Consider the following 24096-nt stretch of genomic DNA (forward strand, 5'->3'; position numbering starts at 1 on the left):
TGTCGGCATGGCCACGCACGCGCAGTCCCCCGCTCCTTCAACGGCCGATGCCCCGCAACGACTGACGTCTCTCGCGCATGGCGGCGGCTGCGGCTGCAAGATCGCGCCGGGTGTGCTGACCGAACTGCTGCGCGGGGTTCCGGCACTTCCCGCACCGGTCGAACTGCTGGTCGGCCGCGAGACCAGCGACGACGCCGCGGTGTACCGCCTCGATGACCACCAGGCGATCGTCGCCACCACCGATTTTTTCATGCCGATCGTCGACGACCCGTTCGACTTCGGCCGCATCGCTGCCACCAATGCCTTGTCGGATCTGTACGCGATGGGCGCGCGGCCATTGTTCGCGCTGGCCATCGTCGGCATGCCGATCAATACCCTGCCGCAGGACACCATCCGCGGCATCCTGCAGGGCGGCGAACGCGCCTGCGCCAATGCCGGCATCGTGGTGGCCGGCGGCCACAGCATCGATTCGGTGGAACCCATCTACGGCCTGGCTGCCATTGGTGTGCTCGATCCGCAACGGCTCAAGCGCAATGCCGATGCCCGCGCCGATGACGTGCTGGTGCTGGGCAAGCCATTGGGGGTGGGCGTGTATTCGTCAGCACTGAAAAAAGAAGTACTGGATGCCGAGGGCTACCGGCAAATGGTCGAGTCGACCACACGCCTGAACAGCGTGGGCATGCCCCTTGCCGCGCTGGACGGCGTGCACGCGATGACCGACGTCACCGGTTTCGGCCTGCTCGGCCACCTGCTGGAAGTGTGCCGCGCCAGTGGCGTGGCCGCCGAGGTGGACAGCGCGCAGATCCCGTTGCTGCCGCAGACGCTGGACCTGCTGCAACGCGGCTGCGTGACCGGCGCCTCCAACCGCAACTGGGCCTCGTATGGCGCCGAGGTGCGTTTCGCCGAGGGCACGGCGGCGCACTGGCAGCCACTGCTGACCGACCCGCAGACCAGTGGTGGCCTGCTGGTGTCCTGCGCCCCGGAGGCGGTGGATGCGGTACTGGCCTGCTTCCACGACGCCGGGTTCGGCCAGGCGGCCGTGGTGGGGCGCTTGAGCGAGGGAGCGCCGGGCGTCAGCGTGGTTTGAGATGTTCTTGCCTCGGGCGCGCGTCTCCCGTCGATGAGATCCGCAGCCATGGCGGCGGCACCACTTCATCGGCTTGCTCAGATAACGTGCCACTGAGAGCAATCTCATCACTATTAAAGCATGCTTTAATAGTGGCCGGGATTCTTAAAGATCCCTTTAACAACGCCTCGCCAGGAGCGCAAATGCCCAGGACCACCGGCACTTATACCACCACCGATTCGGGTGGCGAGCTTGTCAAGGCCTTCGTGCCCCATCCATTGCCGCCCACGATGCCGCCCCTTGACCCTGCTTGCTACATGGCCAATGCGGCAGCCGAGGCGGCGCTGGGACGGCTCTCCGCCATGTCAGGTTTGGTCGCTTCTGCTGAATGGCTGATCTACAGCTCCATCCGCAAGGAGGCCTTGTTGACCTCCCAGATGGAAGGCACTCAGGCGACACTGACGGATCTGCTGGATCAAGAATCCGGAATCGACGTGGCCAGTACCACAGACGTTAGCGACGTGACGAATTACCTGCAAGCGTTCGCGTATGTGCGAGACCAGCTGAAGCACGATCGGGGCCTGCCGATCTCAACGCGCCTGCTGTGCGAAGCACATAGCATCCTTTTGAACAGTGCGCGCGGCGAGCAGAAGCTACCTGGTGAAGTGCGCCGCTCCCAGAACTGGATCGCAGGTACCCGGCCAGGCAATGCTCTTTACGTCCCCCCGCCTCACATGGAAGTCGGACGGTTGCTGGGTGAGATGGAGCACTATATCCACGAGACTACGACAGACCTTCCTCCTCTGGTCCGCATTGCCTTGATCCATGCGCAGTTCGAAACGATCCACCCGTTCCTTGATGGCAATGGGCGCATAGGCCGCTTGCTGATTGCAGCATTGCTGGAAGACTGGAAGCTGCTGCCGGAGCCACTGCTCTATGTCTCTGGCGAACTCAAGAAACATCAAGCCGAGTACTACCGGCTCCTGTCGGCCATCCGCGCCGATGGCGACTGGGAGAGTTGGATCCGCTTCTTCCTCGACTGCACGACCGAAGCCGCCGAGAACGCCCAAAGAAACATCATCGACATCGCCTCACTCATCGCAGCCGACCGGAGAAAGGTCATGGCTGCGAAAGACGGCACGGTGCAGGCGATCCGCTTGTTCGAAATGCTGCCTACGATGCCGCGCTTCACCATTACATTTGCAGCTGAAAGGCTGGGGGTGACATTTCCCACCGCCAGTGCGGCTGTCAAAGTCCTGCAAAGCGTTGACGTCCTTGTCGGTACCGAGAATCAGAAACGGAACCAGCAGTTCAGCTACAAGCAATACACCGAACTGCTGCAGCGCTAGGGAGGTAGGCGCAGCCCGCGCATCGAAGTGAAGACGTTGAATCTCCCCCTAATGCGTACCCAGGCGGATCAACGATCCCCCATCACACGCTCGTCCCAACCGCCAGGGCACGCATCTTCGATGGCCTGACGGCACGCCCGGCCACGCACTCTCACTCGATGTTCTGCACCTGTTCGCGGATCTGGTCGATCAGCACCTTCAGCTCCACCGCCGCATTGGACGTACGGCTGTCCACCGACTTCGAGCCCAGCGTGTTGGCTTCGCGGTTGAACTCCTGCAGCAGGAAGTCCAGGCGGCGGCCGACCGGCTCGCGCTGCTTGAGCACGCGGCGGATCTCGACGATGTGGCTGCCGAGGCGATCCAGTTCCTCATCCACATCCAGCTTCTGCAGCCACAGTACCAACTCCTGCTCGGCGCGGCCGGGGTCGACCGGATGCGGCAGGTCAGCCAGGCGGGCGGCCAGCTTGGCGCGCTGGCCGTCGCGAATGGCCGGAATCAGCGTGCGCACTTCGGTGGCGATGCGTTCGATGCCGTCCACGCGCTCGCTGATGGCAGCGGACAACTTGCCGCCTTCACGTTCACGGGCTTCGACGAAACCGTCCAGCACCTGGTCCAGCAGCGCAAGGGCCTCGGCCTGCAGCGCGGCAGCATCGGTGGCCTCGCCGCGGGTGACGCCCGGCAGCTGCAGCAGATCGGTGAAGCTGACCTGCAGGTTGGGGAAATCGGAGGTCAGGCGGTGCGCCAGGCGACCCAGCTGGCCCAGCAGGGCCTCGTCCACCTGCAGGTTGGCGGCGGCTTCCGGCGCGCGCAGGCGCATCACCAGATCCAGCTTGCCACGGCTCAGGCGCGCGGCAATGCGCTCGCGCAGCTGCGGTTCCAATGCCCGCAGTTCATCGGGCAGGCGCGTGCCGACCTCCAGGAAGCGGTGGTTGACCGAGCGCAGCTCGCAGCCCAGCGTGCCCCACGGGGTGACCCGCTCGCCGCCGGCATAGGCGGTCATGCTTCGAATCATGGAATGTGTCCGGTGCGTGCAAAGGGGGAATGGTACCCTAGCGCCCTCACCAGAGCCCCCTTGCCCGCCCCGTGAAGGCCGCGGGCGTGGCGGCGTACTCCCTCGCCATTACGGAACCCGCACCATGTCCGATTCCCGCCCCAGCGGCCGCCAGCCCGACCAGCTCCGTCCGGTCGTCATCCAACGCGGCTTCACCCGCCACGCCGAAGGTTCGGTGCTGGTCTGCTTCGGTGAAACCCGTGTGCTGTGCACCGCCAGCGTCGAGAACCGCGTGCCGGGCTTCCTGCGTGGCAAGGGCGAGGGCTGGGTGACCGCCGAGTACGGCATGCTGCCGCGTGCCACCCACACCCGCAGCGACCGCGAAGCGGCCCGTGGCAAGCAGGGCGGTCGCACCCTGGAGATCCAGCGCCTGATCGGCCGCAGCCTGCGTGCCTGCGTGGACCGCAATGCACTGGGCGAGCGCACCATCACCCTCGACTGCGACGTGCTGCAGGCCGACGGTGGCACCCGCACCGCTGCCATCACCGGCGCCTACGTGGCCCTGGTCGATGCGGTGAACGTGCTGATGAAGCGTGGCGACATCAAGCGCAACCCGATCCTGGGCGCCGTGGCAGCGGTGTCGGTGGGCGTCTACCGCGGCACCCCGGTGCTGGACCTGGACTACGCCGAAGACAGCGACTGCGACACCGACATGAACGTGGTGATGAACGACGGCGGTGGCTTCATCGAACTGCAGGGCACCGCCGAAGGCCATGCCTTCCGTCGCGACGAACTGGACGCGCTGCTGGGCCTGGCCGAAAAGGGCGTGCGCGAGCTGCTGGACGCGCAGCAGGCAGCGCTGTCGGCATGAACCGGCGCCTTGCCCTGACCACGCTGGTGGTGGCCGACTACGACGAAGCCATTGCCTGGTACACCGGCAAGCTGGGCTTCGCGCTGCTGGATGACATCGACCAGGGCCACAAGCGCTGGGTGGTGGTCGGCCCGACCGACGGCAGCGCCGCCGCACTGCTGCTGGCACGCGCCAGCGACGACGAGCAGCGCAGCCGCATCGGCAACCAGACCGGTGGTCGCGTCGCCTTCTTCCTCAACACCGACGACTTCCACCGCGACCACGCAGCGATGCTGGCCGCCGGGGTCGAGTTCCTGGAAGCGCCGCGCGAAGAACCCTATGCAACGGTGGCGGTGTTCCGCGACCTGTACGGCAACACCTGGGACCTGCTGGAGCCCCGTCAATGAAGCAACTGGTACTGGCCAGCCACAACGCTGGCAAGCTGGTGGAAATGCAGGAGATCCTCGCCGATCTGCCGCTGCAGATCACCTCGGCCGCCGAGCTGGGCCTGGGCGACGTGGAAGAGACCGGCCTGACCTTCGTCGAGAACGCGCTGCTGAAGGCGCGCGCGGCCTGCGAAGCGACCGGGCTGCCGGCGCTGGCCGATGACTCGGGCCTGATCGTCGATGCCCTCGGCGGTGCACCGGGCCTGTACAGCGCGCGCTATGCCGGCCATCCGACCAATGCTGCGGCCAACAACGCCAAGCTGCTGGAGGCGATGGCCGATGTACCCGATGGCCAGCGCGACGCCCGCTTCTATGCGGTGATCGTGCTGCTGCGCCACGCCACCGACCCGCAACCGCTGATCTGCGAAGGTCGCTGGGAGGGGCAGATCATCCGCGAACTGCGTGGAACGAATGGTTTCGGCTACAACCCGGTGTTCCTGGATACCACCCACGGCCTGACCGCCGCGGAGATGGAGCCGGCACTGAAGAACGCCATCAGCCACCGTGCCCTCGCCCTGCAACAGCTCAAGCAGCAGCTGGCGACGCTGTACTGACGCCACCCGATCGAACCAGGGAAGCCGGCCAGCGGCCGGCACTACCGAAGAAGCCCATGCCGCACGCCCACGACCACTGCAACCACCTGCCCGGCGAAGCCTGCTCCGCTGACCACGACAGCCCGCCGCGACTGGTGCCACCGCCGCTGTCGCTGTACGTGCACCTGCCGTGGTGCGTGCGCAAATGCCCGTACTGCGATTTCAATTCGCACCAGGCCAAGGGCGAGCTGCCGTTCGATGCCTACATCGATGCGCTGCTGCGCGACCTCGACCAGGACCTGCCGCTGGTCTGGGGCCGGGTGGTGCACAGCGTGTTCTTCGGTGGTGGTACGCCCAGCCTGTTCCCGCCGGAAGCGATCGACCGCTTCCTGCAGCAGGCCAGCGCACGCCTGCGCTTCGCGCCCAATGCCGAAATCACCCTGGAAACCAACCCGGGCACCGCCGAACACGGCCGCTTCGACCGCTATCGCGCAGCCGGCGTGAACCGCCTCAGCTTCGGCATCCAGAGTTTCGACGATGCGATGCTCAAGCGCCTGGGCCGCATCCACGACAGTGGCGAGGCCGAGCGCGCGGTGAAAATGGCGCAGGACGCGGGCTATGACAACTTCAACATCGACCTGATGTACGCACTGCCGGAACAGACCCTGGCCGGTGCCGAGGCTGATCTGGAACGCGCGTTCGCGCTGCAGCCGGCGCACATCTCGCACTACCAGCTGACCCTGGAACCGAACACGGTGTTCTTCGCGCGGCCGCCGCAGGGCATTCCCGATGAAGACAACGCCTGGGACATGCAGGAGCACTGCCAGGCGCTGCTGGCGCAGGCCGGTTTCGGCCAGTACGAAGTCAGTGCCTACGCCCGCCCCGGCCGGCAGAGCGCGCACAACCTGAACTACTGGCGCTTTGGCGACTATCTCGGCATCGGTGCCGGCGCGCACGGCAAGATCAGCTCCGGTGCCGAGGAACACGTGCTGCGGCGTTGGAAACTGAAGCATCCGCAGGCCTACCTGGACAGCGCTGGCACGCCAGCCTCGTTCGGCGGTGACGAGGTGATCGCGCCCGAGCGCCTGCCGTTCGAGTACATGCTGAATCTGCTGCGCCTGCATGAAGGCTTTGGCCTGCGCGATTTCGAGTCGCGCACCGGGCTGCCGCGCAGCGTGCTCGATGCGCCGCTGGCCGAGGCCGTGCAGCGCGGTTGGCTGGACGTGACGGATGGCCATGTGCAGCCGACCGAGCTGGGCCGGCGTTTCACCAACGATGTGGTGAGCCTGTTCCTGGAGGAATGATCCCTTCCGCCGTAACGGGTAGTGCCGGCCGCTGGCCGGCAATCCGATAAAGACAGAGTTGCCGGCCAGCGGCCGGCACTACCGTTCATCCACCGGGCATGGCCCGGCGAACAAGGTGCACATTCACCCTAAAGTAGCGCCGACAGCGGCCGACACGGTAGATTCACCAGATCGATCCGCGGGAATCCGGGTACCGCCTGCCGATGTCAGCTGTCTTTTCCATCACTCCTGCCGACAAGAACCGCCTGGCCGCCAGCGACCTGCCACCGCGGGTGCGCGAACTGCTGGGCGCGTTGATCGGCCTGTGCCGGCAAACGCTGGCCGCGCCGCTGATCCTGACCGTCGAAGCGCTGGAGCAGACCCTGCTGCACGACGCCGACCGCGCGCGCAATCCGCAGCAGCAGTCCGAACTGATGGCCCAGCGCGGCCAGCTGCACACCTTCTCCGGTCACTTCGCCGACCGCATGCTTGATGCCGTTGCCGAAGCACTGGCACGCCTGCGCGAGCCGGCTGCCGCCGCCACGAGCAGCGCGGCTCCGCCACCGCTGCCCGGCATGCTGGGGCTGTCGCTGGTGGCCGAGCATGACGTCGACCGCGACCTGCTGCTGACCGAGATGGTGCGGCGGGAAACCCTGCGCTCGACCAACACGCTGAACCTGCTGGGCCAACGCCTGGGCGTGCTGGCGGCAGCGCCGGCTTTCGAAGCCGACACCCTGCCACTGGCGCCGCAGGCGCTGTGCGTGATGGTGCGCAGACTGGCCGAACAGGATGCGCTTGGCGCCGAGGTGCAGCTGGCGCTGTACCGCAGCTTCGAACGGCAGGTGCTGGAGCGGCTGGGTGATGTACTCGACCGCGCCAATGCACTGCTGGCCCAGCACGGCGTGCTGCCGGGGCTGGTCTACACCCCCTATCTGGCGCGTTCCTCGAGCACGCGGCGGATCATCACCCAGTCGGTGGGTGGCGGCCGCACCACGCAGCCCGCAAAACGCGCCGCTGCGCCACTGACCGGCTGGAACGGTTCGGCCCCCTCGGGCTCCTGGTCGAGCCTGGTGCAGGACGCCTTCAACGAGGGCGGCGCTGCCGGCCCCGCCACCACGCCTGGATTGACCACGTCCACCGGCAGCGCACTGCATGAGCTGTTGCAGCAGGCACGCCATGCCAGCGCCGCACCCGCGGACAGCGGCGCCGTACCCAGCGCTGCGGTGGACGCCATACTCGCGCGCCTGCAGGCCCAGTCCAGTGCCGCCACCGGCGTGGCCGACCTGCAGGCCGCCGTCGTCGCCCAGCTGCGCAGCGAGCACGGCGCGCAGGCCCAGCTCGGCAGCCACGACCGCGACAACCTCGACCTGCTGCGCCTGTTGATGCAGCAGGTGCAACAGCAACAGCGCCCCGACCCGGTGCCCGCCGCATTGCTGGCGCGCCTGCAGGTACCGCTGGCGCGTGCTGCGATGGCCGACCCGGGCTTCTTCGTACGCGACGAACATCCCGCGCGCGAGCTGCTCAACCAGATCGCCGAGGTCGGCGCCAACTGGCTGGGCGACGATGATGTCGACCCGCAGCTGCTGCAGCGCATGGCGCAGAGCGTGCAGGGCCTGCTCGGCCAGGATGCACGCGCGCCGGAAGCCTTCGCCGCTGCCAATGAAGATGTGCAGCAGCACCAGCGTGCCGCCGCGCATCGTGCCGAACTGGCCGAACGCCGTCACGTGGAAGCTGCACGCGGCAAGGAACGGCTGGAACTGGCCCGGCGCCAGGCCAGCGCCCGCATCGATCAGTGCTGCGATGCGCAGGAGCCACCGCGCTTCGTGCAGACCCTGTTGCGCCAGGCCTGGGCCGATGCCCTGACCCTGACCCGGCTGCGCCATGGCGACGACTCACCACAGTGGCAGGAGCGCCTGCAGCAGACCGAGCGCATCGCAGCGGTGACCGCACAGCCGGTAGATACCGCTGTCGGCACCGATACGGTGCTGGCCGCCGAGGTCGAAGCAGCCTTGCTGCAGGTTGGCTACCACGCCGAGGAAGCCGCTGCCGTCGCCCGCCGCCTGGCCACGCCCGGTGGCGAGGATGACAGCACCTCGCGTACCGAACTCAGCGCCCGCCTGAAGGCACGCGCGCGCCTGGGTGAACATGCCGGCACGACCGCCGGTACCGCTGCCGACGCACCGCGCAGCGATTCCGAAGAAGCGGCGTACCAGCAACTGTCGACGCTGCCGTTCGGCAGCTGGTTCGATATCGACAACGACGACGGCACCCTTCGCCGCCAGCGACTGTCCTGGTACAGCCTGCTGACTGGCCACGCGTTGCTGGTCAACGCACGCGGGCAGAAGATCGCCGATACCGACCTGGATACGTTGGCCCGGCAGATCAGCGCTGGCCATGCGCAACTGGTCACCGAGGACAAGGGCCGGCTGGTCGACCGCGCCTGGCAGGCCAGCCTTGGCGCATTGCGCACATTGGCCGGTGATCGCACGCAGGAGACCCACGCATGAAACCCGTCCCGCCGCAGGACACGCGCCGCGCACCGCGCCGCCAGGTCTCGGACCTGGTGCCGGTCACCGACCAGATGCGCGAATGCGTGGTCGGCCGCCTCGGCAATGTCTCCGAGACCGGCATGCTGATGCTGGCCAGCGCCCCGCTGCGCGAAGATGCGCTGTACCAGCTGCGCTTCCCGCTGCCGATGGGTGATGGCCGCCAGGAAGCGATCGATGTCGGCGTGCATCTGCTGTGGAGCGAGCCGGCGCACGTACCTGGACAGAGCTGGACCGGCTTCCGCTTCCTGACCCTGTCACGTGAACATCGGCAGCTGCTGCGCCAGTGGGTGGGCGAGGACAGCGACGAGGGACCGCTTTCGACGGCCTGAGTGCCGGTTCCGGCACAGCGGTTTTTCGCGGTATGCGGCAGAATCTAGGGCCGTTTTCCGTGTCGAGCCACCGCAATGATCCAGCAAGACCCCGGCGCCCTGTATTCCGACCACCTGGCCGTGCTGTTCCGACGCGCCGAACAGGCACTGGCCCGCGGCGGCTTCGACCATCTGGTGGTGCCCAGCGGTACCCTGCACTACCAGGTGTTCGACGACCGCGACTACCCGTACGCGGTGAACCCGCAGTTCAAGGCCTGGCTGCCGCTGACCCGCGTGCCCAACAGCTGGATCGTGTTCACCCCGGGCAAGCGCCCGGCGGTGCTTTTCCACCAGCCCTTCGACTACTGGCACGTGGTGCCGGACGCACCCAGCGGCTGGTGGGTGGAGCACTTCGACATCCACATCATCCGCAAGCCCGAAGAGGCGCTGGCGCTGCTGCCGGCCGATCCGTCGCGCTGCGCGATCCTCGGCGAGCCGCAGAGCGCGCTGGGCAGTTATGTGCCGAACAACCCGGCACCGGTGGTGAACTACCTGGAATGGCACCGCGGCAGCAAGACGCCGTATGAAATCGCGTTGATGCGCCAGGCGCAGGTGCTGGGCGTGCGCGGCCATCGCGCCGCCGAGGCTGCGTTCCGCAACGGCGCCGACGAGTTCAGCATCCACATGGCGTACTGCCAGGCCGTGGGCCAGGATGCCACCGAGCTGCCGTACGGCAACATCGTGGCGCTGAACGAACACGCCGCCGTGCTGCATTACACCGAGCTGGGCCGCAAGGCGCCGCAGCCGCTGCGCAGCTTCCTGATCGATGCCGGCGCCAGCGCGCACGGCTACGCCAGCGACATCACCCGTACCTACGCCGCGCGCGGCCACGACGAGTTCGCGGCGATGATCGCTGCTGTCGATGCCGCGCAGCAGCAGATGTGCGCGGCGGTGCGCCCGGGCTTCGACTACAAGCAGCTGCACGTGGACGCGCACCTTTCGCTGATGGGCGTACTGAAGGACTTCGGCGTGATCAAGGTGTCGCCGCAGACCGCACTGGAGACCGGCGTCAGCGCCGCGTTCTTCCCGCACGGCATCGGCCATCTGATCGGCCTGCAGGTGCACGACGTGGCCGGCTTCGCGGCCAGCGACGAAGGTGGCCGCATCGAGCGCCCGGCCGGCCATCCGTACCTGCGCCTGACCCGCGTGCTGGAACCGGGCATGGTGGTGACCATCGAACCCGGCCTGTACTTCATCGACATGCTGTTGAATGAAGTGAAGGACGCCGGTCATGGCGATGCGATCAACTGGGACCGCGTGGACTTCTTCCGTCCGTATGGCGGCATCCGCATCGAAGACGAAGTGCTGTGCACCGAGGGCGAAGCGGACAACCTGACGCGGCCGGTGTTTGCGGCGGCGAACGGCTGAGCCCCTCGTGGTTGGTCGCTGAAATCAGAAGCCGCGCTTGGCCGGGCGGGGTGGGTTTACGGGGTGTGAGCCGCATGGATGCGGCGACCAAGCCTCCAGGGATGGATTCACGGCGTCCCCGCAAACCCACAGTGCCCCGCCATCCCACGGATAGCCCGCTTTGGCCTTGGCTTTGGCTGTTGCCTCTGCGGGTGCAGGGCTGCAAGCCCTGCCGAAACCCCTTACCCCGCCATCACCGCTTCGATCTCGTCAGCGCTGCGCGCCAGGCCCTCGGTCAGCACGCGATGGCCGTCATCGGTGATCAGCACATCATCCTCGGTGCGGATGCCGATACCGCGCCAGCGCGGTTCCACCGTCGTATCGTCCACGCCGATGTACAGCCCCGGCTCGATGGTGAACGCCATGCCCGGCTCCAGCAGGCGCGAATCGCCGGCCAGGCGGTAGTCGCCCACGTCGTGCACGTCCATGCCGATCCAGTGCCCGGTCTTGTGCCGGTAGAAGCGCTGGTACAGGCCCTCGGACAGGTTCTTTTCCAGCGTGCCCTTCAGCAGGCCCAGCCGCAGCAGGCCTTCGGTCAGGGTCTGCACCGCCGCCAGGTGACCCAACTCGTAAGCCACGCCCGGTTTGGCCTGGGCCAGTGCCGCGGCCTGTGCATCGCCGACCAGGTCGTGCAGCGCGCGCTGTTCGGCACTGAAACGGCCGTTCACCGGGAACGTGCGGGTGATGTCGCTGGCATAGCCACGGTACTCGGCACCGGCATCGATCAGCACCAGCTCGCCGTCACGCGAACGTGCGTTGTTGTCGCGGTAATGCAGGATGCAACCGTTGCGGCCGGCACCGACAATGCTGCAGTACGCCGGCACCGCATCGCTGGCACGGAACACCCGCTCCAGTTCGGCCTGCAGTTCGTACTCGTGGATGCCCGCCTTCGCCGCCTTCATCGCCGCCAGATGTGCGCGCACGCTGATCTGCGCGGCGTGGTGCATCAGCGCCACTTCCGAACCGGACTTGAACAGGCGCTGCTCATGCAGCAGATGGCCCAGCTCCAGGAACTCATGTGGCGGCTGCGCACCGTGGCGCACCTGCGAACGAACGCGGTTGACCCAGCCGATCAGCTTCAGGTCGAAGTCGGCATCGCGGCCGAAGTGGTAATAGACGCGCGAACGCCCTTCCAGCAGGCCCGGCAGGATCTCGTCCAGATCATCGATCGGATAGGCATCGTCCATGCCGTACTGCGCCACCGCGCCTTCCTGGCCGGCACGCCCACCGTCCCAGGCTTCGCGCTCGGCGTCGCGCTCGCGGCAGAACAGGATCGCCTCGCCGTGGCGACGGCCGGGAATCAGCACCAGCACCGCTTCCGGTTCCGGGAAGCCGCTCAGGTACTGGAAATCCGAATCCTGCCGGAACGGGTAATGTGTATCCAGGCTGCGCACCTTCTCGGCCGCGGCGGGCAGCACCAGGATCGCGTCCTCGCCGGCCATGTCCATCAGCTGGCGGCGGCGACGCTTGTACTCGCCGGCCGCGATGCCGGTGCGCTGCTTGATATCCATCAGTTCAGGCGCTGCCGATGGCGCGAGGCCAGCACCACGTCACCGTGCAGCAACAGCACCGCCACGCGGATGAACTCCTCGATCTCCGACAGTGCTTCGTCGTCATCGTCACCACCGGCCTCGAAATCCTCGCTGGAGGCGCGGGCCAGGCTGGCCATGTCGTTCAGCGCTTCCTCGCCCTCTTCGGACAGCGCCGGGCGATGGCCACCACTGCCCAGGCCGAAGCCGCCGAGGAAGCTGCGGGTCCAGGCGAACATGGCATCGGCCTGCGCGGCCACGTCGTCGTTGTCGGTCAGCAGCAGCTCGAAGGCGAAGTCGCGGTCTTCCAGCTGCCTGATGGTGACCTGCAGCAGCTGTGCCAGCACGCTGTCGGCGGCCACCGGCGGCAGGTTGTCGTCGGCCAGCACGCGCGCCGGCCAGTCGTTGCCAGGGGCGCCGCCGGCGGCCAGCCAGCCGCACAGTGCGCCGTGCAGCTCGGCAGCGGTGGCGCCCAGGCCCAGCTCCTGGCTGGCGCGGGTAACGTCGTCGACGGAGGGAAGTTCGGTCATCGTGCGGCTCGTTCGGATAAGGAAACCAGGAGCGCACGCGCGCGCCCGTGAGACCGCCTAGTGTAGCAACCCGACGGCCTCCTCCCCGTGGCCGCCGGGCCTTGCTGCGACAGCGCTTGACCGCCCTTGCCCCGCTTGCCTATCGTGCCCGCATGGAACCCGCCGATCCCCTTGCCCAGCTGCAGGACTTCGCCGCCCGCGTGGAAGCGTTGCTTGAACGCAACCAGCGGCTGGCCGAGGAGAACCGCAGCCTGCGCCATCAGCAGGAACAACTGGTGGCCGAGCGCTCCACGCTGCTGGCCAAGAACGAACAGGCGCGCTCGCGGGTGGAAGCAATGATCAGCCGGCTCAAATCCCTGGAGCAGCACACATGAGCGCCGAACCGGTCAGTGTCCGCATCCTCGATCGTGAATACACCGTGGGTGTCGGCGGCGATGAACGCGACAGCCTGATGGCCGCCGCGCGCCTGCTCGATGCACGCATGCGCGAGATCCGAGGCAGCAACCGCATGGCCGCGGTGGACCGCATTGCGGTGCTGGCCGCGTTGAACCTGGCCCACGAACTGCAGCTGCTGCGCGACGAAAACGCCCGCCAGGCGGTGGCGCTGCAGCAGACGCTGGCCGACCTGAACCGGCGTCTGGACCGCGCGATCGACGGCACCCCATAGAAAAAGGGGACGGAGGGGATTAAGGCGCATTCGCCCCTTCTGCGCTGGAAACGTCTTAATCCCCTCCGTCCCCTTTTCTCATATCTGAATTGGCACGGACTGTTGCCGACGAACGGCCTATCCAGATCCTGCGTGCTGGCTATAATGGCCACGCGTTCTCTGCGGTACTCGACGGCATGTGCAAACATTCGCCTTGTCCCTTAAGAACGACACCGGGAGCGCGACAGCGCCGGGAGTGCAGGTCCGCCTTGTAGCGGGAAGCCCGATGGTTCTCCAGCGTTCCCACTTGAGCCCCCGGGTTCAAGGTCGTTTCGCATGCATCGACATTGCGGAGAATGCAATATTCCAGCAAGGGCGGCGTCTTCGGGCGTCGCCCTTGTTCTTTCCGGCACAATGACGGCTGATCCTTGCCGCACGCTGCCATGACCGACCCGCGCCAGGCCCTGCGCCACGACCTGCGGCAACGCCGCCGCGACCTTTCCGCCGGTGAGCGCATCGCCGCCGCCGAATCCCTCGCCGATGCCCTGCTGGCCCTGCCGTTCGCCCCGTGCGAAGGCGCCGTGGCCGGCTACTGGGCGCTGGATGGCGAAATCGCCCTGCACCGCTGGCAACTGCAGCTGCCCGAAGGACTCACTTACTGCCTGCCGGTACTGGCCGGCGACGTACTGCGCTTCGCGCCGTGGCGGCCCGGGCAACCGCTGACCAGCAACCGTTACGGCATCCCCGAGCCGGATGTGACCGTGGAAGACACCCTGGAACCCGCGCAGATGGCGCTGGTGGTGACCCCGCTGGTGGGCTTCGACACCCAATGCCGGCGGCTGGGCATGGGAGGCGGCTGGTATGATCGCAGCTTCGCCTTCCGCCACGACCGGCCGGCGCCGCCCTGGCTGGTCGGCGCTGCGTTCGCGGTGCAGCAGGTCGAGTCCTTGCCGGTGGCGTCGTGGGACGTGCCGGTGGATGCGATCTGCACCGAAGACGGCACCCTGTTCCCCTCCGCTGCCCCCGTGAACGCATGACCGCCCGCAAGCGCTACTGGCTGATGAAGTCCGAACCGGACGCCTTCTCCATCGATGACCTGGCCAAGGTCAAGGTCGAACCCTGGAACGGGGTGCGCAACTACCAGGCGCGCAACTTCATGCGCGATGGCATGCAGGTCGGCGACGGCATCCTGTTCTACCACTCCAATACCAAGGTGCCGGGCATCGTCGGCCTGGCCACGGTGGCCAGCACGGCCTACCCGGACGACACCCAGTTCGACCCGAAATCCGACTATCACGACCCCAAGAGCACGCGCGAGAACCCGCGCTGGATGCTGGTGGACGTGGCCTTCGACCGCAAGCTCAAGCAGGTGATCGCGCTGGACGAGATCAAGCTGCACGCCGAAGCGCTGGGCGAAGGCTTCCCGCTGGTTGCCAAGGGCAACCGCCTGTCGGTGTTCCCGGTGACCGCTGCGCAGTGGAAGCTGCTGCTGTCGCTGGAAAAGAAATCCTGATTCCCTGCCTGAGAGTTCTCCCATGTCCGAAGCCAAGCGCCTGGCCGCCGAGAAAGCCATCGAGTACGTTGAAGACGGCATGATCGTCGGTGTCGGCACCGGTTCCACCGTGGCCTATTTCATCGATGCCCTGGCCCGCATCCAGCACCGCATCAAGGGTGCCGTGTCCAGCTCCGAACAGAGCACCGCGCGCCTGAAGCAGCACGGCATCGAGGTGATCGAGCTGAACCACAGCGGCAATCTGTCGCTGTACGTGGACGGCGCCGATGAGTGCGATGCCAACAAGTGCCTGATCAAGGGCGGCGGTGCCGCGCTGACCCGCGAGAAGATCATCGCCGAGGCCAGCGAGCGCTTCATCTGCATCGTCGACCCGAGCAAGCAGGTGCCGGTGCTGGGTAAATTCCCGCTGCCGGTGGAGGTGATTCCGATGGCGCGCAGCCTGATCGCCCGCCAGATCCGCGACATGACCGGCGGCCAGCCGACCTGGCGCGAAGGCGTGGTGACCGACAACGGCAACCAGATCCTGGACATCCACAACCTGCAGATCACCGATCCGGAAAAGCTGGAGCGCGAGCTCAACCAGCTGCCGGGTGTGGTGTGCGTCGGCCTGTTCGCGCGCCGTCGCGCCGATGTGGTGATCGTCGGCGGCGAGCCGCCGGTCGTGCTCTGACCTTTGCAAGGATCCTGACGATGTCGCTGTTGCGTTCGCTGCTGATGCTTCCGCTGCTGGCCCTGGCCGGCTGTGCCACCGATGCGGCCCGCCACTGGGTCGAGCTGGATGGTGCGCGCTACCAGGTGGAGCTGGCCACCAACGATGAAACCCGCGCGCGCGGGCTGATGTTCCGCGACCAGATGGCCGCTGACCACGGCATGTTGTTCATCCACGACCGCGAAGAAATGCAGGCGTACTGGATGAAGAACACCAAGCTTGCGCTGGATATCCTGTACTTCGACAGCCAGCGCAAGCTGGTCAGCCAGCAGCGCGACGTGCCGCCGTGCTCGGCCGGCGACATGTGCCCGCCCTACCCCAGCGGTGGCCCGGCGCGCTACGTGCTGGAGCTCAACGCCGGCCAGGCCGAGAAGCTCAAGCTGAAGGACGGCACCGAGCTGACCTTCGGCCCGGGCATCGAAAAGTAAACGATGCGGCCGGCCAGCGGCCGGCACCCGCGGTAGTGCCGGCCGCTGGCCGGCAACCCTGCAGGGGTCAGATCCCTTTCGCACGCGAAAGGGATCTGACCCCTGAATTTTTCACGCGACACCGCTTGAAACCGCCTGCAATTGCCGCCAGTCTGTGGTCATGCAGGACCGGATCTCACTCCCCGACTGGGATGCACTGGCCGACCTCGAAGACGAGGCGCTGCCACTGTTGCCGACCGCGCTGCTGATCGCGCGCGATGAATACCCCGATCTGCAGCCGTCCACGTACGACGCGCTGATCCAGAGCCACGTCGACCACCTCCGCTCGGAAGTGGACAGCATCGATAACAGCCCGCTGAAGATGGCGGCAATCAACCGCCACCTGTTCGACGAGCTGGGCTACAGCGGCGACCACGACGAGTACTACGACCCGCGCAACAGCTACCTCAACCAGGTATTCGAGCGCCGCCTGGGCAACCCGATCTCGCTGGCACTGGTGCAGATGGAAGTCGCGCGCCGGCTGGGAATCCCGCTCGACGGCGTGTCCTTCCCCGGCCACTTCCTGGTGCGCCTGCCGGTAGACGACGGCGTGCTGGTGATGGACCCGTTCAATGGCGGCCGCCCGCTGGACGTGGACGAACTGCGCGAGCGGGCCAAGTCACACCTGGGCGGGCAGATGCCCGACGACCAGGTGCTGGCGCAGATCCTCGACCCGGCCCCTGCGCGCGCAATCCTGATGCGGATGCTGCGCAACCTGCACGGCGTGTATGCCGAAGCGGGCGAATGGGACCGCGCTGCACGCAGTGCCGACCGCCTGCTGAAACTGGCCCCGGAGCAGGACGACGCCCTGCGCGACCGTGGCCTGGCCTACCTGCAGCTGGAGTATCTGGCCGGTGCCCGCCATGACCTGGGGCAGTACCTGAAGCGCAATCCCGAGGCCAGCGATGCGCAGTGGCTGCGCGAGAAGCTGATCGACCTGGGTGGACCGGTGCCGCGGCTGCATTGAGGATGTCGGTGTGTGGACCAACGGTCCACACCCACCGGATGGGCCGGGTGGCCCACCAATCAATCGACCTCGACCATCTCGAAATCGGCTTTGGTCACGCCGCAATCCGGGCAGGTCCAGGTCTCGGGAATGTCTTCCCAGCGCGTCCCCGGCGCGATGCCCTCCTCCGGCAAGCCTTCCGCTTCGCTGTAAAGGAAGCCGCAGACCACGCACATCCAGGTGCGCAAGGTGGTGGGGGTGGCATCGCTCATCGGATAATCAGGACTGGATTCACGGGCCGCCATTGTCCCATCGCGGTCCACTCACCGGTAGCCATCGATGACTTCTGCTTCCCCGGCGCCCCGCGGCGTCTACCTGATCACCCCGGACGAGCCCGATACCGCGCGCCTGCTGGACCGCACCGCGCCGCTGCTGGCCGCCGGCGCCACCTGGCTGCAGTACCGCAACAAGACCGCCAGTGACGCGCTGCGGCGCGAGCAGGCCACCGCCCTGCAGGCGCTGTGCGCGGAACACGGCGTGCCGCTGATCGTCAACGACGACCCGGCGCTGGCCAAGGCGGTCGGCGCCGCCGGCGTGCATCTGGGCGGCACCGATGGCGACATCCCCAGCGCGCGCGCCCTGCTCGGCGCGGATGCCATCATCGGCGCGTCCTGCTACGACCAGCTGGCCAATGCCGAACAGGCCGTGGCCGCCGGCGCCAGCTACGTGGCCTTCGGCGCATTCTTCCCGACCACCACCAAGATCACCACCAGCCGCGCCCATACCGACCTGCTGCGGCAAAGCGCCGCACTGGGCGTGCCGCGGGTGGCGATCGGCGGCCTGACGCCGGACAATGTCGGTCCCATCATCGACGCCGGCGCCGATCTGGTCGCCGTGGTCAGCAGCGTGTTCGCCGCCGAAGACCCGGTGGCGACCCAGCGTGCCTACCTCGCCCAGTTCGCGTAATGCCCAGGAAAGCCCCATGAACCACGACCAGTCCCACGCCCTGTTCTCCCGCGCCCAGCAACTGCTGCCGGGCGGCGTCAATTCGCCGGTGCGCGCGTTCAAGTCGGTCGGCGGCGAGCCGTTCTTCGTCGAGCGCGCCGACGGTGCCTACCTGTATGACGTCGACGGCAATCGCTACATCGACTACGTCGGCTCCTGGGGTCCGATGATCGTCGGCCACAACCACACGGCGGTGCGCCAGGCGGTGAAGAAGGCGATCGACAATGGCCTGTCCTTCGGCGCGCCCTGCGCAGCCGAAGTGACCATGGCCGAGACCATCACCCGCCTGGTACCGTCGTGCGAGATGGTGCGTATGGTCAACTCCGGTACCGAGGCCACGCTGTCGGCGATCCGCCTGGCGCGCGGCGCCACCGGCCGCAACCGCATCGTCAAGTTCGAAGGCTGCTACCACGGCCACGGCGACTCGTTCCTGGTCAAGGCCGGCAGCGGCATGCTGACCCTGGGCGTGCCGACCTCGCCCGGCGTGCCGGCCGGCCTGAGCGAACTGACCCTGACCCTGCCCTACAACGACTTCGAAGCGGCCACCGCGCTGTTCGAGCAGCAGGGCGACGACATCGCCGGCCTGATCATCGAACCGGTGGTTGGCAATGCCAACTGCATCCCGCCGCGCGACGGCTATCTGCAGCACCTGCGCGAACTGTGCACGAAGCACGGCACGCTGCTGATCTTCGACGAAGTGATGACCGGCTTCCGCGTCGCCCTCGGCGGTGCACAGGCGCATTACGGCATCACCCCGGACCTGACCACCTTCGGCAAGATCATCGGCGGCGGCATGCCGGTGGGCGCCTACGGCGGCCGCCGCGAACTGATGCAGCAGATCGCCCCGGCTGGCCCGATCTACCAGGCCGGCACGCTGAGCGGCAATCCGGTGGCGATGGCCGCCGGCCTGGCGATGCTGGAACTGATCCAGCAGCCGGGCTTCCACGCCGACCTGGCCGAGCGCACCGCGCGCCTGTGTGCCGGCCTGGAAGCGGCCGCCGCCGACGCCGGCGTGGTCGTGACCACCACCTGTGTGGGTGCGATGTTCGGGCTGTTCTTCACCAGTGAGAAGGTGGAGACCTATGCGCAGGCCACCGCCTGTGACATTCCGGCGTTCAACCGCTTCTTCCACGCGATGCTGGACCAGGGCGTGTTCCTCGCGCCGTCGGCGTACGAGGCCGGCTTCCTGTCCAGTGCACACGATGACGCCGTGATCGAGGCCACGCTGGCCGCCGCACGCGTGGCGTTCAAGGCCGCCAAGGGCTGAGCCCGCTCTGCACGAAAAAGGGGACGGAGGGGATTAAGTCGTTTGTGCACAAACGACTTAATCCCCTCCGTCCCCTTTTTTCAACCGAAGACGAACTTGCCCTTCATCATCGCGAAGTGGCCGGGGAACGAGCAGAAGAAGGTGTAATCCCCACCCTTCTGCAGCCCCTGGGTAGAGAAGCGCACGCGCGTGGTTTCGCCGCCGCCGATCACCTTGGTGTGCGCCAGCACGCGCTTGTCAGCCTTCGGCAGGTAGCTGTCGGCCAGGGTCATGCGCATGCCGGCCATCGCCACCGGCTGGTAATCCGCGCTGCGGGTCAGCACCCAGTTGTGGCCCATCGCGGTAGCGGCCAGCTTGCCGGTGTGGCGCAGGGTCAGGTCGACGGCGGTGCAGTCGGCGGCCACCTTGATCTCGCGGCTGCTGAAGCTCATCTGGTCGGTGCTGTCGATACTCACCGCACACACCCGCGCCATCGCCGACGGCGCCAGCATCAGCGCGCCCAGTCCCACTGCCACCATCCAAGCCTTCATCGTTGCGTCTCCTGCGGATTCAAGCGCCATTCTAGGCAGGCGCCTGCGGCCCCGTCTGCGACCGTCTGTCGCATGGCTGGTCCAGGGTTTCCCGCGTGTTCATTGCAATGGCATGCTCGGCCAATGCGGATCGACCTGTTGCTGCTGGATGTGGATGGCGTGCTGGTGCAGTACCAGCGCGCGCAGCGCGTGCTGCACCTGGCGCGGGCGCTGGATGTCGCGCCGGAAACCGTGCAGGCCGCGCTGTACGACAGCGGGCTGGAAGCCCAGCACGACTGCGGCGCCCTGGATGGCCTCACCTATCTGGCGCAGCTGAGCAAACAGCTGGACCGCACCGTTGATATGCACACCTGGATCGCTGCGCGACAGGCCGCCAGCCATCCACGGCCCGCGGTACTGCAGCGGCTGCAGGCCCTGCAGCTGCCACTGGCGGTGCTGACCAACAATGGCGCGCTGATGGTGCAGGCCTTGCCCACGCTGCTGCCGGAACTGTTCCCGGCGCTGCAGGACCGCGTGTTCTGCAGCGCCGATTTCGGCCTGCGCAAACCCGAGCCAGCGGTGTTCCTGCGTACGCTCGATGTACTGGGCGTCGCGCCTTCGCACACGCTGTTCGTCGATGACCTGTTCGCCAACGTGCGCGGCGCACGCGCCGCCGGCCTGCACGCGGAAACCGTGCGCGATGGCCGTGGGTTGGGCAAGGTGTTGAGGCGTTACCAGATTGCGTGAACCACTGTAGAGCCGAGCCCATGCTCGGCTCATCGCCATGTCAGGCAACAGCAGCCGAGCATGGGCTCGGCTCTACAGGCATTCCGCGGCAGCCGGGTCAGAGCCCTCTCCGCAGGAGAGGGGTCCGACCTCAGCAGATTCAGCGCGCGGCGATGAACGCGGCAATCGCCGCGCGCAGGCGCTTGAGGCCTTCGGCCACTTCTTCGTCGGTGATGTTCAGCGACGGCACGAAGCGCAGCACGTCCGGGCCGGCCTGCAGGGTCAGCAGGCCCTGCTCGGCAGCGTGGTCGAGGATCGCACCGGCCTGGCCGGCGAAGTCCTTGCTCAGCACCGCGCCCAGCATCAGGCCACGGCCACGCACGTCGCTGAACACACCGAACTCGTCGTTGATGCGGGCGAAGCCATCCCGCAGCGCCTTCGACTGACGGCTGACGTTGGCGGCGATCTCCGCCGAGGCCAGCTTGCGCAGCGCCACGCGCGCGACGGCGGCCGCCAGCGGGTTGCCACCGAAGGTGGTGCCGTGCGCGCCGAACTGCATGGTCTCAGCCACCTTCGGGCCGGCCAGCATCGCGCCGATCGGGAAGCCGCCGCCGAGCGCCTTGGCCAGGGTGACCATGTCCGGCACCACATCGTCCTGCCAGTGCGCGAACAGGGTACCGGTGCGGCCCATGCCGGCCTGGATTTCATCCAGCACCAGCAGTGCGTTGTGCTGGTCGCACAATTCGCGCACGCGCTTGAGGAAACCGGACTTGGCCGGCATCACGCCGCCCTCGCCCTGGATCGGCTCCAGCATCACCGCCGCCACGTCGCCGGCGGCCATCGCGGTTTCCAGCTGCACCTCATCGTTGAAATCGATGTAGCGGAAGCCACCGGGCAGCGGCTCGTAGCCTTCCTGGTACTTCGGCTGGGCAGTCGCGGTCACCGCGCCCATGGTGCGGCCGTGGAAGCTGCCGCGGAAGGTGATGATGACGCGCTTGTCGGCCGGGCGGCCCTGGCTGGAGGCCCACTTGCGGACCATCTTGATCGCCACTTCGTTGGCTTCGGCGCCGGAATTGCACAGGAACACGCGCTCGGCGAAACGGCTGGCCTTCACCAGCTCCTCGGCCAGGTGCAGCGGCGGTGCACTGTAGAACACGTTGCTGGTGTGCCAGAGCTTGCCGGCCTGCTCGACCAGTGCGGCCACCAGGTCCGGATCGTTGTGGCCCAGGCCGCACACCGCGATGCCAGCCGCCAGGTCGATGAACTCACGGCCCTGGCTGTCCCAGACGCGGGCGCCCTGGCCGCGCTCCAGTACCACCTGGCGGGGCTTGTAGACCGGCAGGTAATAGTGCGAAAGGGAGATCAGCGGATCGGTAGCGGCGGTCATGGCAGTCGGCAGGGTTCAGGAATGCCCATTCTCGCGCCGGAACCCCTGCGGCACAATGCGCCCATGCGACCGTTTTCTGCCCCCCAGCTGAACCCCGCCACCGAGACCGGCTGGCGCCGTCGGTGGTTCGACATCATCTACCGCCATGACTCGCGGCCCTCGCGCAACTTCGACCTGATCCTGGTGGTGGCGATCGTCGCCAGCATCCTGGTGGTGATGATCGACAGCGTGCAGCACCTGCATGCCGAATGGTCCACCGGCCTGTACATCCTGGAATGGGCCTTCACGATTATCTTCACCGCCGAGTACCTGCTGCGGCTGGCGGTGGTCAAGCGCCCGCTGCGTTACGCGGTGAGCATCTGGGGCATCATCGACCTGCTGTCGATCCTGCCCGCCTACCTGTCGATGTTCATCCCCGGCGCACAGAGCCTGCTGGTGGTGCGCGCGCTGCGCATCCTGCGCGTATTCCGCATCCTCAAGCTGACCCGCTACATCGAGGAAAGCGGCGTGCTGATGACGTCGCTGTGGCGCAGCCGGCGCAAGGTACTGGTGTTCCTGTTCACGGTGATCACCATCACCATCATCGCCGGCGCGCTGATGTACGTGATCGAGGGCCCCGAACACGGCTTCACCAACATCCCGGCCAGCATGTACTGGGCGGTGGTGACCATGGCCACGGTCGGCTTCGGCGACATCGTGCCGCAGACTGTGCTTGGCCGCTTCGTCACCTCGGTGCTGATCCTGATCGGCTACAGCATCATCGCCGTGCCCACCGGCATCTACACCGCCGAACTGGCCAGCACCATGCGCGATGCCGAACTGGCCGCGCGCCGCGATTCACGTGGCTGCCCGCACTGCGGGCTGGAAGGCCACGAGCCGGATGCGCGGCACTGCCGCAAATGTGGCGGACCATTGCCGGATACGTTCAGCCATTGAGGCGCATGCAGGCCAGCGGCCGGCACTACCGAAACAGGATGGTGCGCGCCGGGCATGGCCCGGCGCTACCGTGGGCAGGCCCACGCCCTGCGTGGATCGCGCTCAACGCATGCGGTTGCTGGTGGTTACCAGGTCGTTGTAGGCATCCAGAATCGTCGACTGCGCCCCTTCAGGATCAGTGGTGAGCCAGCTGCCCGACGCCTTGCGCTCGGCTGCCAACGCATCGGCGGCGATCGGCTTGCCCTGTTGCAGCCGCTCGACACCGCGTCCGGCAGTACGCACCAGCTTGTCGGCCGAGCGCTGCACATGGCCCCACATCGGGTCGTCCTTGCCGACACTACCGTTCTGGATTTCCGTCACCAACGCCTGATAGTCGGCCAGTTGCCTGCGCAGCACCGCCACATCCGGTGCGTCACCCTGGAACGCCATCGCCAGCTGTTTGCCATCACCGACAAGGCGCAGGTGGTAATACGCCAGCGAGCGGCCTTCGCGTTCCTCAATCTGCTTCAGCTGCGCGGCGCGGCGATCGTTCTCGTTCTTTTCCAGCGCCGCATCCATCGCTTCGCTGGCCTTGAAGAAATCAACATAAGCCTGCATCAGCGGGGCATGCTGGCTGCGCATCCCTTCACCGCCATCGCGACGATAGTCTTCGCGGGTGAAATAGCCATCAGCGCGCTCGACCAGGGTGTTCAGTGCCTGGAACGCCTGCTGGTACTGCCGCGCGGGAGCGTCCAGCGGCGTCGCGGGGGTCTTTGCCAGCGCATCGGTCAGCGGCTGGCCGCAGTACTCGACCCGGTGCGACAGCACCTTGCCGGGCGAACGAGGTTGCGCTTCCTTGCCGGTCGGGCCGACTTCAGGGTCCTTCATCCAGCTGGTGTAGGCCTGGAAGCCCTCGTGAATGGGTTGTTCAACGCCGTTGTAGCATTCGATGTAGGCGTTCACCTTCTCCAGGCCGGGGTCGGCCACAGACAACCCTGCCGATTTGTTGCAGCCGCTCAGGCCAGCCACAGCGCCGATCAGCAGCAGCGGCGCGATACGCAGATAGGAAGTCGTCATGGTCTCTAGCATGGGTGCTGGCGCGCCG

27 protein-coding genes and 1 other RNA gene are annotated in these 24096 nt (G+C 67.0%); 21 read left to right on the plus strand and 7 right to left on the minus strand.

Features of this window, described 5'->3' with window-relative positions:
- Positions 1-7: 7 nt before the first annotated feature.
- Together selD and SMAL_RS16615 are read left to right on the plus strand one after the other, a co-directional pair.
- On the plus strand, positions 8-1087 hold the full coding sequence (gene selD, locus SMAL_RS16610) for a selenide, water dikinase SelD (protein WP_012511998.1): 1080 nt from the start codon (positions 8-10) through the stop codon (positions 1085-1087).
- A gap of 182 nt (positions 1088-1269) precedes the next feature.
- Positions 1270-2415, plus strand: coding sequence for a Fic family protein (locus SMAL_RS16615; protein ID WP_006389651.1), 1146 nt, complete (start codon positions 1270-1272; stop codon positions 2413-2415).
- 151 nt (positions 2416-2566) lie between these two features.
- Here SMAL_RS16615 and SMAL_RS16620 read toward each other — a convergent pair whose 3' ends face one another.
- A complete protein-coding gene (locus SMAL_RS16620; RefSeq protein WP_012511999.1) occupies positions 2567-3427 on the minus strand; it encodes a YicC/YloC family endoribonuclease in 861 nt (286 codons plus the stop codon).
- A 124-nt stretch (positions 3428-3551) separates the two neighbouring features.
- Between SMAL_RS16620 and rph the strand changes: the two genes are divergently transcribed.
- The 7 genes from rph to pepQ all read left to right on the plus strand — a co-directional run bounded on the left by rph (position 3552) and on the right by pepQ (position 10803).
- Positions 3552-4277, plus strand: a complete 726-nt coding sequence (rph, locus tag SMAL_RS16625) for a ribonuclease PH (protein WP_012512000.1) — start codon at positions 3552-3554, stop codon at positions 4275-4277.
- Positions 4274-4663, plus strand: a complete 390-nt coding sequence (locus SMAL_RS16630; protein ID WP_006389719.1) for a VOC family protein — start codon at positions 4274-4276, stop codon at positions 4661-4663. Before rph ends, SMAL_RS16630 begins: the two co-directional genes overlap by 4 nt.
- Positions 4660-5256, plus strand: coding sequence for an RdgB/HAM1 family non-canonical purine NTP pyrophosphatase (gene rdgB / locus SMAL_RS16635; RefSeq protein ID WP_006389722.1), 597 nt, complete (start codon positions 4660-4662; stop codon positions 5254-5256). The genes SMAL_RS16630 and rdgB overlap by 4 nt, the downstream gene beginning before the upstream one ends.
- A 56-nt stretch (positions 5257-5312) precedes the next feature.
- Positions 5313-6539 carry a radical SAM family heme chaperone HemW gene (hemW, locus tag SMAL_RS16640; protein WP_012512001.1) on the plus strand — a complete coding sequence of 409 codons (1227 nt, stop codon included), beginning with the start codon at positions 5313-5315 and terminating at the stop codon, positions 6537-6539.
- A 203-nt stretch (positions 6540-6742) separates the two neighbouring features.
- A complete protein-coding gene (locus SMAL_RS16645) occupies positions 6743-9025 on the plus strand; it encodes a DUF1631 family protein (protein ID WP_012512002.1) in 2283 nt (760 codons plus the stop codon).
- A complete protein-coding gene (locus SMAL_RS16650; protein ID WP_006389793.1) occupies positions 9022-9396 on the plus strand; it encodes a PilZ domain-containing protein in 375 nt (124 codons plus the stop codon). The genes SMAL_RS16645 and SMAL_RS16650 overlap by 4 nt, the downstream gene beginning before the upstream one ends.
- Before the next feature lie 75 nt (positions 9397-9471).
- Positions 9472-10803 carry a Xaa-Pro dipeptidase gene (gene pepQ, locus SMAL_RS16655; RefSeq protein WP_012512003.1) on the plus strand — a complete coding sequence of 444 codons (1332 nt, stop codon included), beginning with the start codon at positions 9472-9474 and terminating at the stop codon, positions 10801-10803.
- Between the two features lie 221 nt (positions 10804-11024).
- Here the strand turns inward: pepQ and SMAL_RS16660 are convergent, their stop codons facing one another.
- Together SMAL_RS16660 and SMAL_RS16665 are read right to left on the minus strand one after the other, a co-directional pair.
- Entirely contained in the window at positions 11025-12347 is a 1323-nt protein-coding gene (locus tag SMAL_RS16660; protein WP_087943715.1) for an aminopeptidase P N-terminal domain-containing protein, read from the minus strand.
- 5 nt (positions 12348-12352) lie between these two features.
- On the minus strand, positions 12353-12901 hold the full coding sequence (locus SMAL_RS16665; RefSeq protein WP_012512005.1) for a YecA/YgfB family protein: 549 nt from the start codon (positions 12899-12901) through the stop codon (positions 12353-12355).
- A gap of 152 nt (positions 12902-13053) precedes the next feature.
- Here SMAL_RS16665 and SMAL_RS16670 point away from each other — a divergent pair, with 152 nt between their 5' ends.
- The 8 genes from SMAL_RS16670 (at position 13054) to SMAL_RS16700 (ending at position 17203) form a co-directional block, all read left to right on the plus strand.
- Positions 13054-13275, plus strand: a complete 222-nt coding sequence (locus tag SMAL_RS16670; RefSeq protein WP_005410898.1) for a TIGR02449 family protein — start codon at positions 13054-13056, stop codon at positions 13273-13275.
- The gene (locus tag SMAL_RS16675) at positions 13272-13568 is read left to right on the plus strand and encodes a cell division protein ZapA (protein WP_006389797.1); all 297 of its coding nucleotides are present in this window, start codon (positions 13272-13274) and stop codon (positions 13566-13568) included. Before SMAL_RS16670 ends, SMAL_RS16675 begins: the two co-directional genes overlap by 4 nt.
- Positions 13569-13721: 153 nt before the next feature.
- A non-coding RNA gene (gene ssrS / locus SMAL_RS20905) (6S RNA) lies at positions 13722-13907 on the plus strand.
- A gap of 83 nt (positions 13908-13990) precedes the next feature.
- Positions 13991-14584 (plus strand): 5-formyltetrahydrofolate cyclo-ligase, encoded by a 594-nt coding sequence (locus SMAL_RS16680; protein ID WP_012512006.1) that lies wholly within the window; start codon positions 13991-13993, stop codon positions 14582-14584.
- Positions 14581-15060 carry an EVE domain-containing protein gene (locus SMAL_RS16685; protein ID WP_012512007.1) on the plus strand — a complete coding sequence of 160 codons (480 nt, stop codon included), beginning with the start codon at positions 14581-14583 and terminating at the stop codon, positions 15058-15060. The genes SMAL_RS16680 and SMAL_RS16685 overlap by 4 nt, the downstream gene beginning before the upstream one ends.
- Positions 15061-15082: 22 nt before the next feature.
- Positions 15083-15730: a ribose-5-phosphate isomerase RpiA gene (gene rpiA / locus SMAL_RS16690; protein ID WP_012512008.1), complete on the plus strand. Its 648-nt coding sequence runs from the start codon at positions 15083-15085 to the stop codon at positions 15728-15730.
- 20 nt (positions 15731-15750) lie between these two features.
- Positions 15751-16197 (plus strand): DUF192 domain-containing protein, encoded by a 447-nt coding sequence (locus SMAL_RS16695; protein WP_012512009.1) that lies wholly within the window; start codon positions 15751-15753, stop codon positions 16195-16197.
- Positions 16198-16357: 160 nt separating this feature from the next.
- Complete coding sequence (locus SMAL_RS16700) at positions 16358-17203, plus strand: SirB1 family protein (protein ID WP_010484022.1); 846 nt, start codon at positions 16358-16360, stop codon at positions 17201-17203.
- Between the two features lie 59 nt (positions 17204-17262).
- Here SMAL_RS16700 and SMAL_RS16705 read toward each other — a convergent pair whose 3' ends face one another.
- On the minus strand, positions 17263-17487 hold the full coding sequence (locus SMAL_RS16705; protein WP_014038358.1) for a rubredoxin: 225 nt from the start codon (positions 17485-17487) through the stop codon (positions 17263-17265).
- Between the two features lie 34 nt (positions 17488-17521).
- On the opposite strand from SMAL_RS16705, the gene thiE reads away from it, so the two are divergent.
- Together thiE and hemL are read left to right on the plus strand one after the other, a co-directional pair.
- Positions 17522-18148: a thiamine phosphate synthase gene (thiE, locus tag SMAL_RS16710; protein WP_012512011.1), complete on the plus strand. Its 627-nt coding sequence runs from the start codon at positions 17522-17524 to the stop codon at positions 18146-18148.
- 16 nt (positions 18149-18164) lie between these two features.
- Positions 18165-19454 carry a glutamate-1-semialdehyde 2,1-aminomutase gene (hemL, locus tag SMAL_RS16715; RefSeq protein ID WP_012512012.1) on the plus strand — a complete coding sequence of 430 codons (1290 nt, stop codon included), beginning with the start codon at positions 18165-18167 and terminating at the stop codon, positions 19452-19454.
- A gap of 80 nt (positions 19455-19534) precedes the next feature.
- Here the strand turns inward: hemL and azu are convergent, their stop codons facing one another.
- Positions 19535-19984, minus strand: a complete 450-nt coding sequence (azu, locus tag SMAL_RS16720) for an azurin (protein ID WP_006389875.1) — start codon at positions 19982-19984, stop codon at positions 19535-19537.
- A gap of 123 nt (positions 19985-20107) precedes the next feature.
- Here azu and SMAL_RS16725 point away from each other — a divergent pair, with 123 nt between their 5' ends.
- Complete coding sequence (locus SMAL_RS16725; protein WP_012512013.1) at positions 20108-20710, plus strand: HAD-IA family hydrolase; 603 nt, start codon at positions 20108-20110, stop codon at positions 20708-20710.
- A 139-nt stretch (positions 20711-20849) separates the two neighbouring features.
- On the opposite strand, the gene SMAL_RS16730 is transcribed toward SMAL_RS16725, so the two are convergent.
- The gene (locus SMAL_RS16730) at positions 20850-22076 is read right to left on the minus strand and encodes an acetylornithine transaminase (protein ID WP_006467246.1); all 1227 of its coding nucleotides are present in this window, start codon (positions 22074-22076) and stop codon (positions 20850-20852) included.
- A gap of 63 nt (positions 22077-22139) precedes the next feature.
- On the opposite strand from SMAL_RS16730, the gene SMAL_RS16735 reads away from it, so the two are divergent.
- Complete coding sequence (locus tag SMAL_RS16735; RefSeq protein ID WP_012512014.1) at positions 22140-23012, plus strand: ion transporter; 873 nt, start codon at positions 22140-22142, stop codon at positions 23010-23012.
- Positions 23013-23114: 102 nt separating this feature from the next.
- Here the strand turns inward: SMAL_RS16735 and SMAL_RS16740 are convergent, their stop codons facing one another.
- A complete protein-coding gene (locus SMAL_RS16740) occupies positions 23115-24080 on the minus strand; it encodes a YiiG family protein (RefSeq protein ID WP_012512015.1) in 966 nt (321 codons plus the stop codon).
- Positions 24081-24096 lie beyond the last annotated feature (16 nt).

The sequence above is a fragment of the Stenotrophomonas maltophilia R551-3 genome (assembly GCF_000020665.1).
Lineage (GTDB): Bacteria > Pseudomonadota > Gammaproteobacteria > Xanthomonadales > Xanthomonadaceae > Stenotrophomonas > Stenotrophomonas maltophilia_L.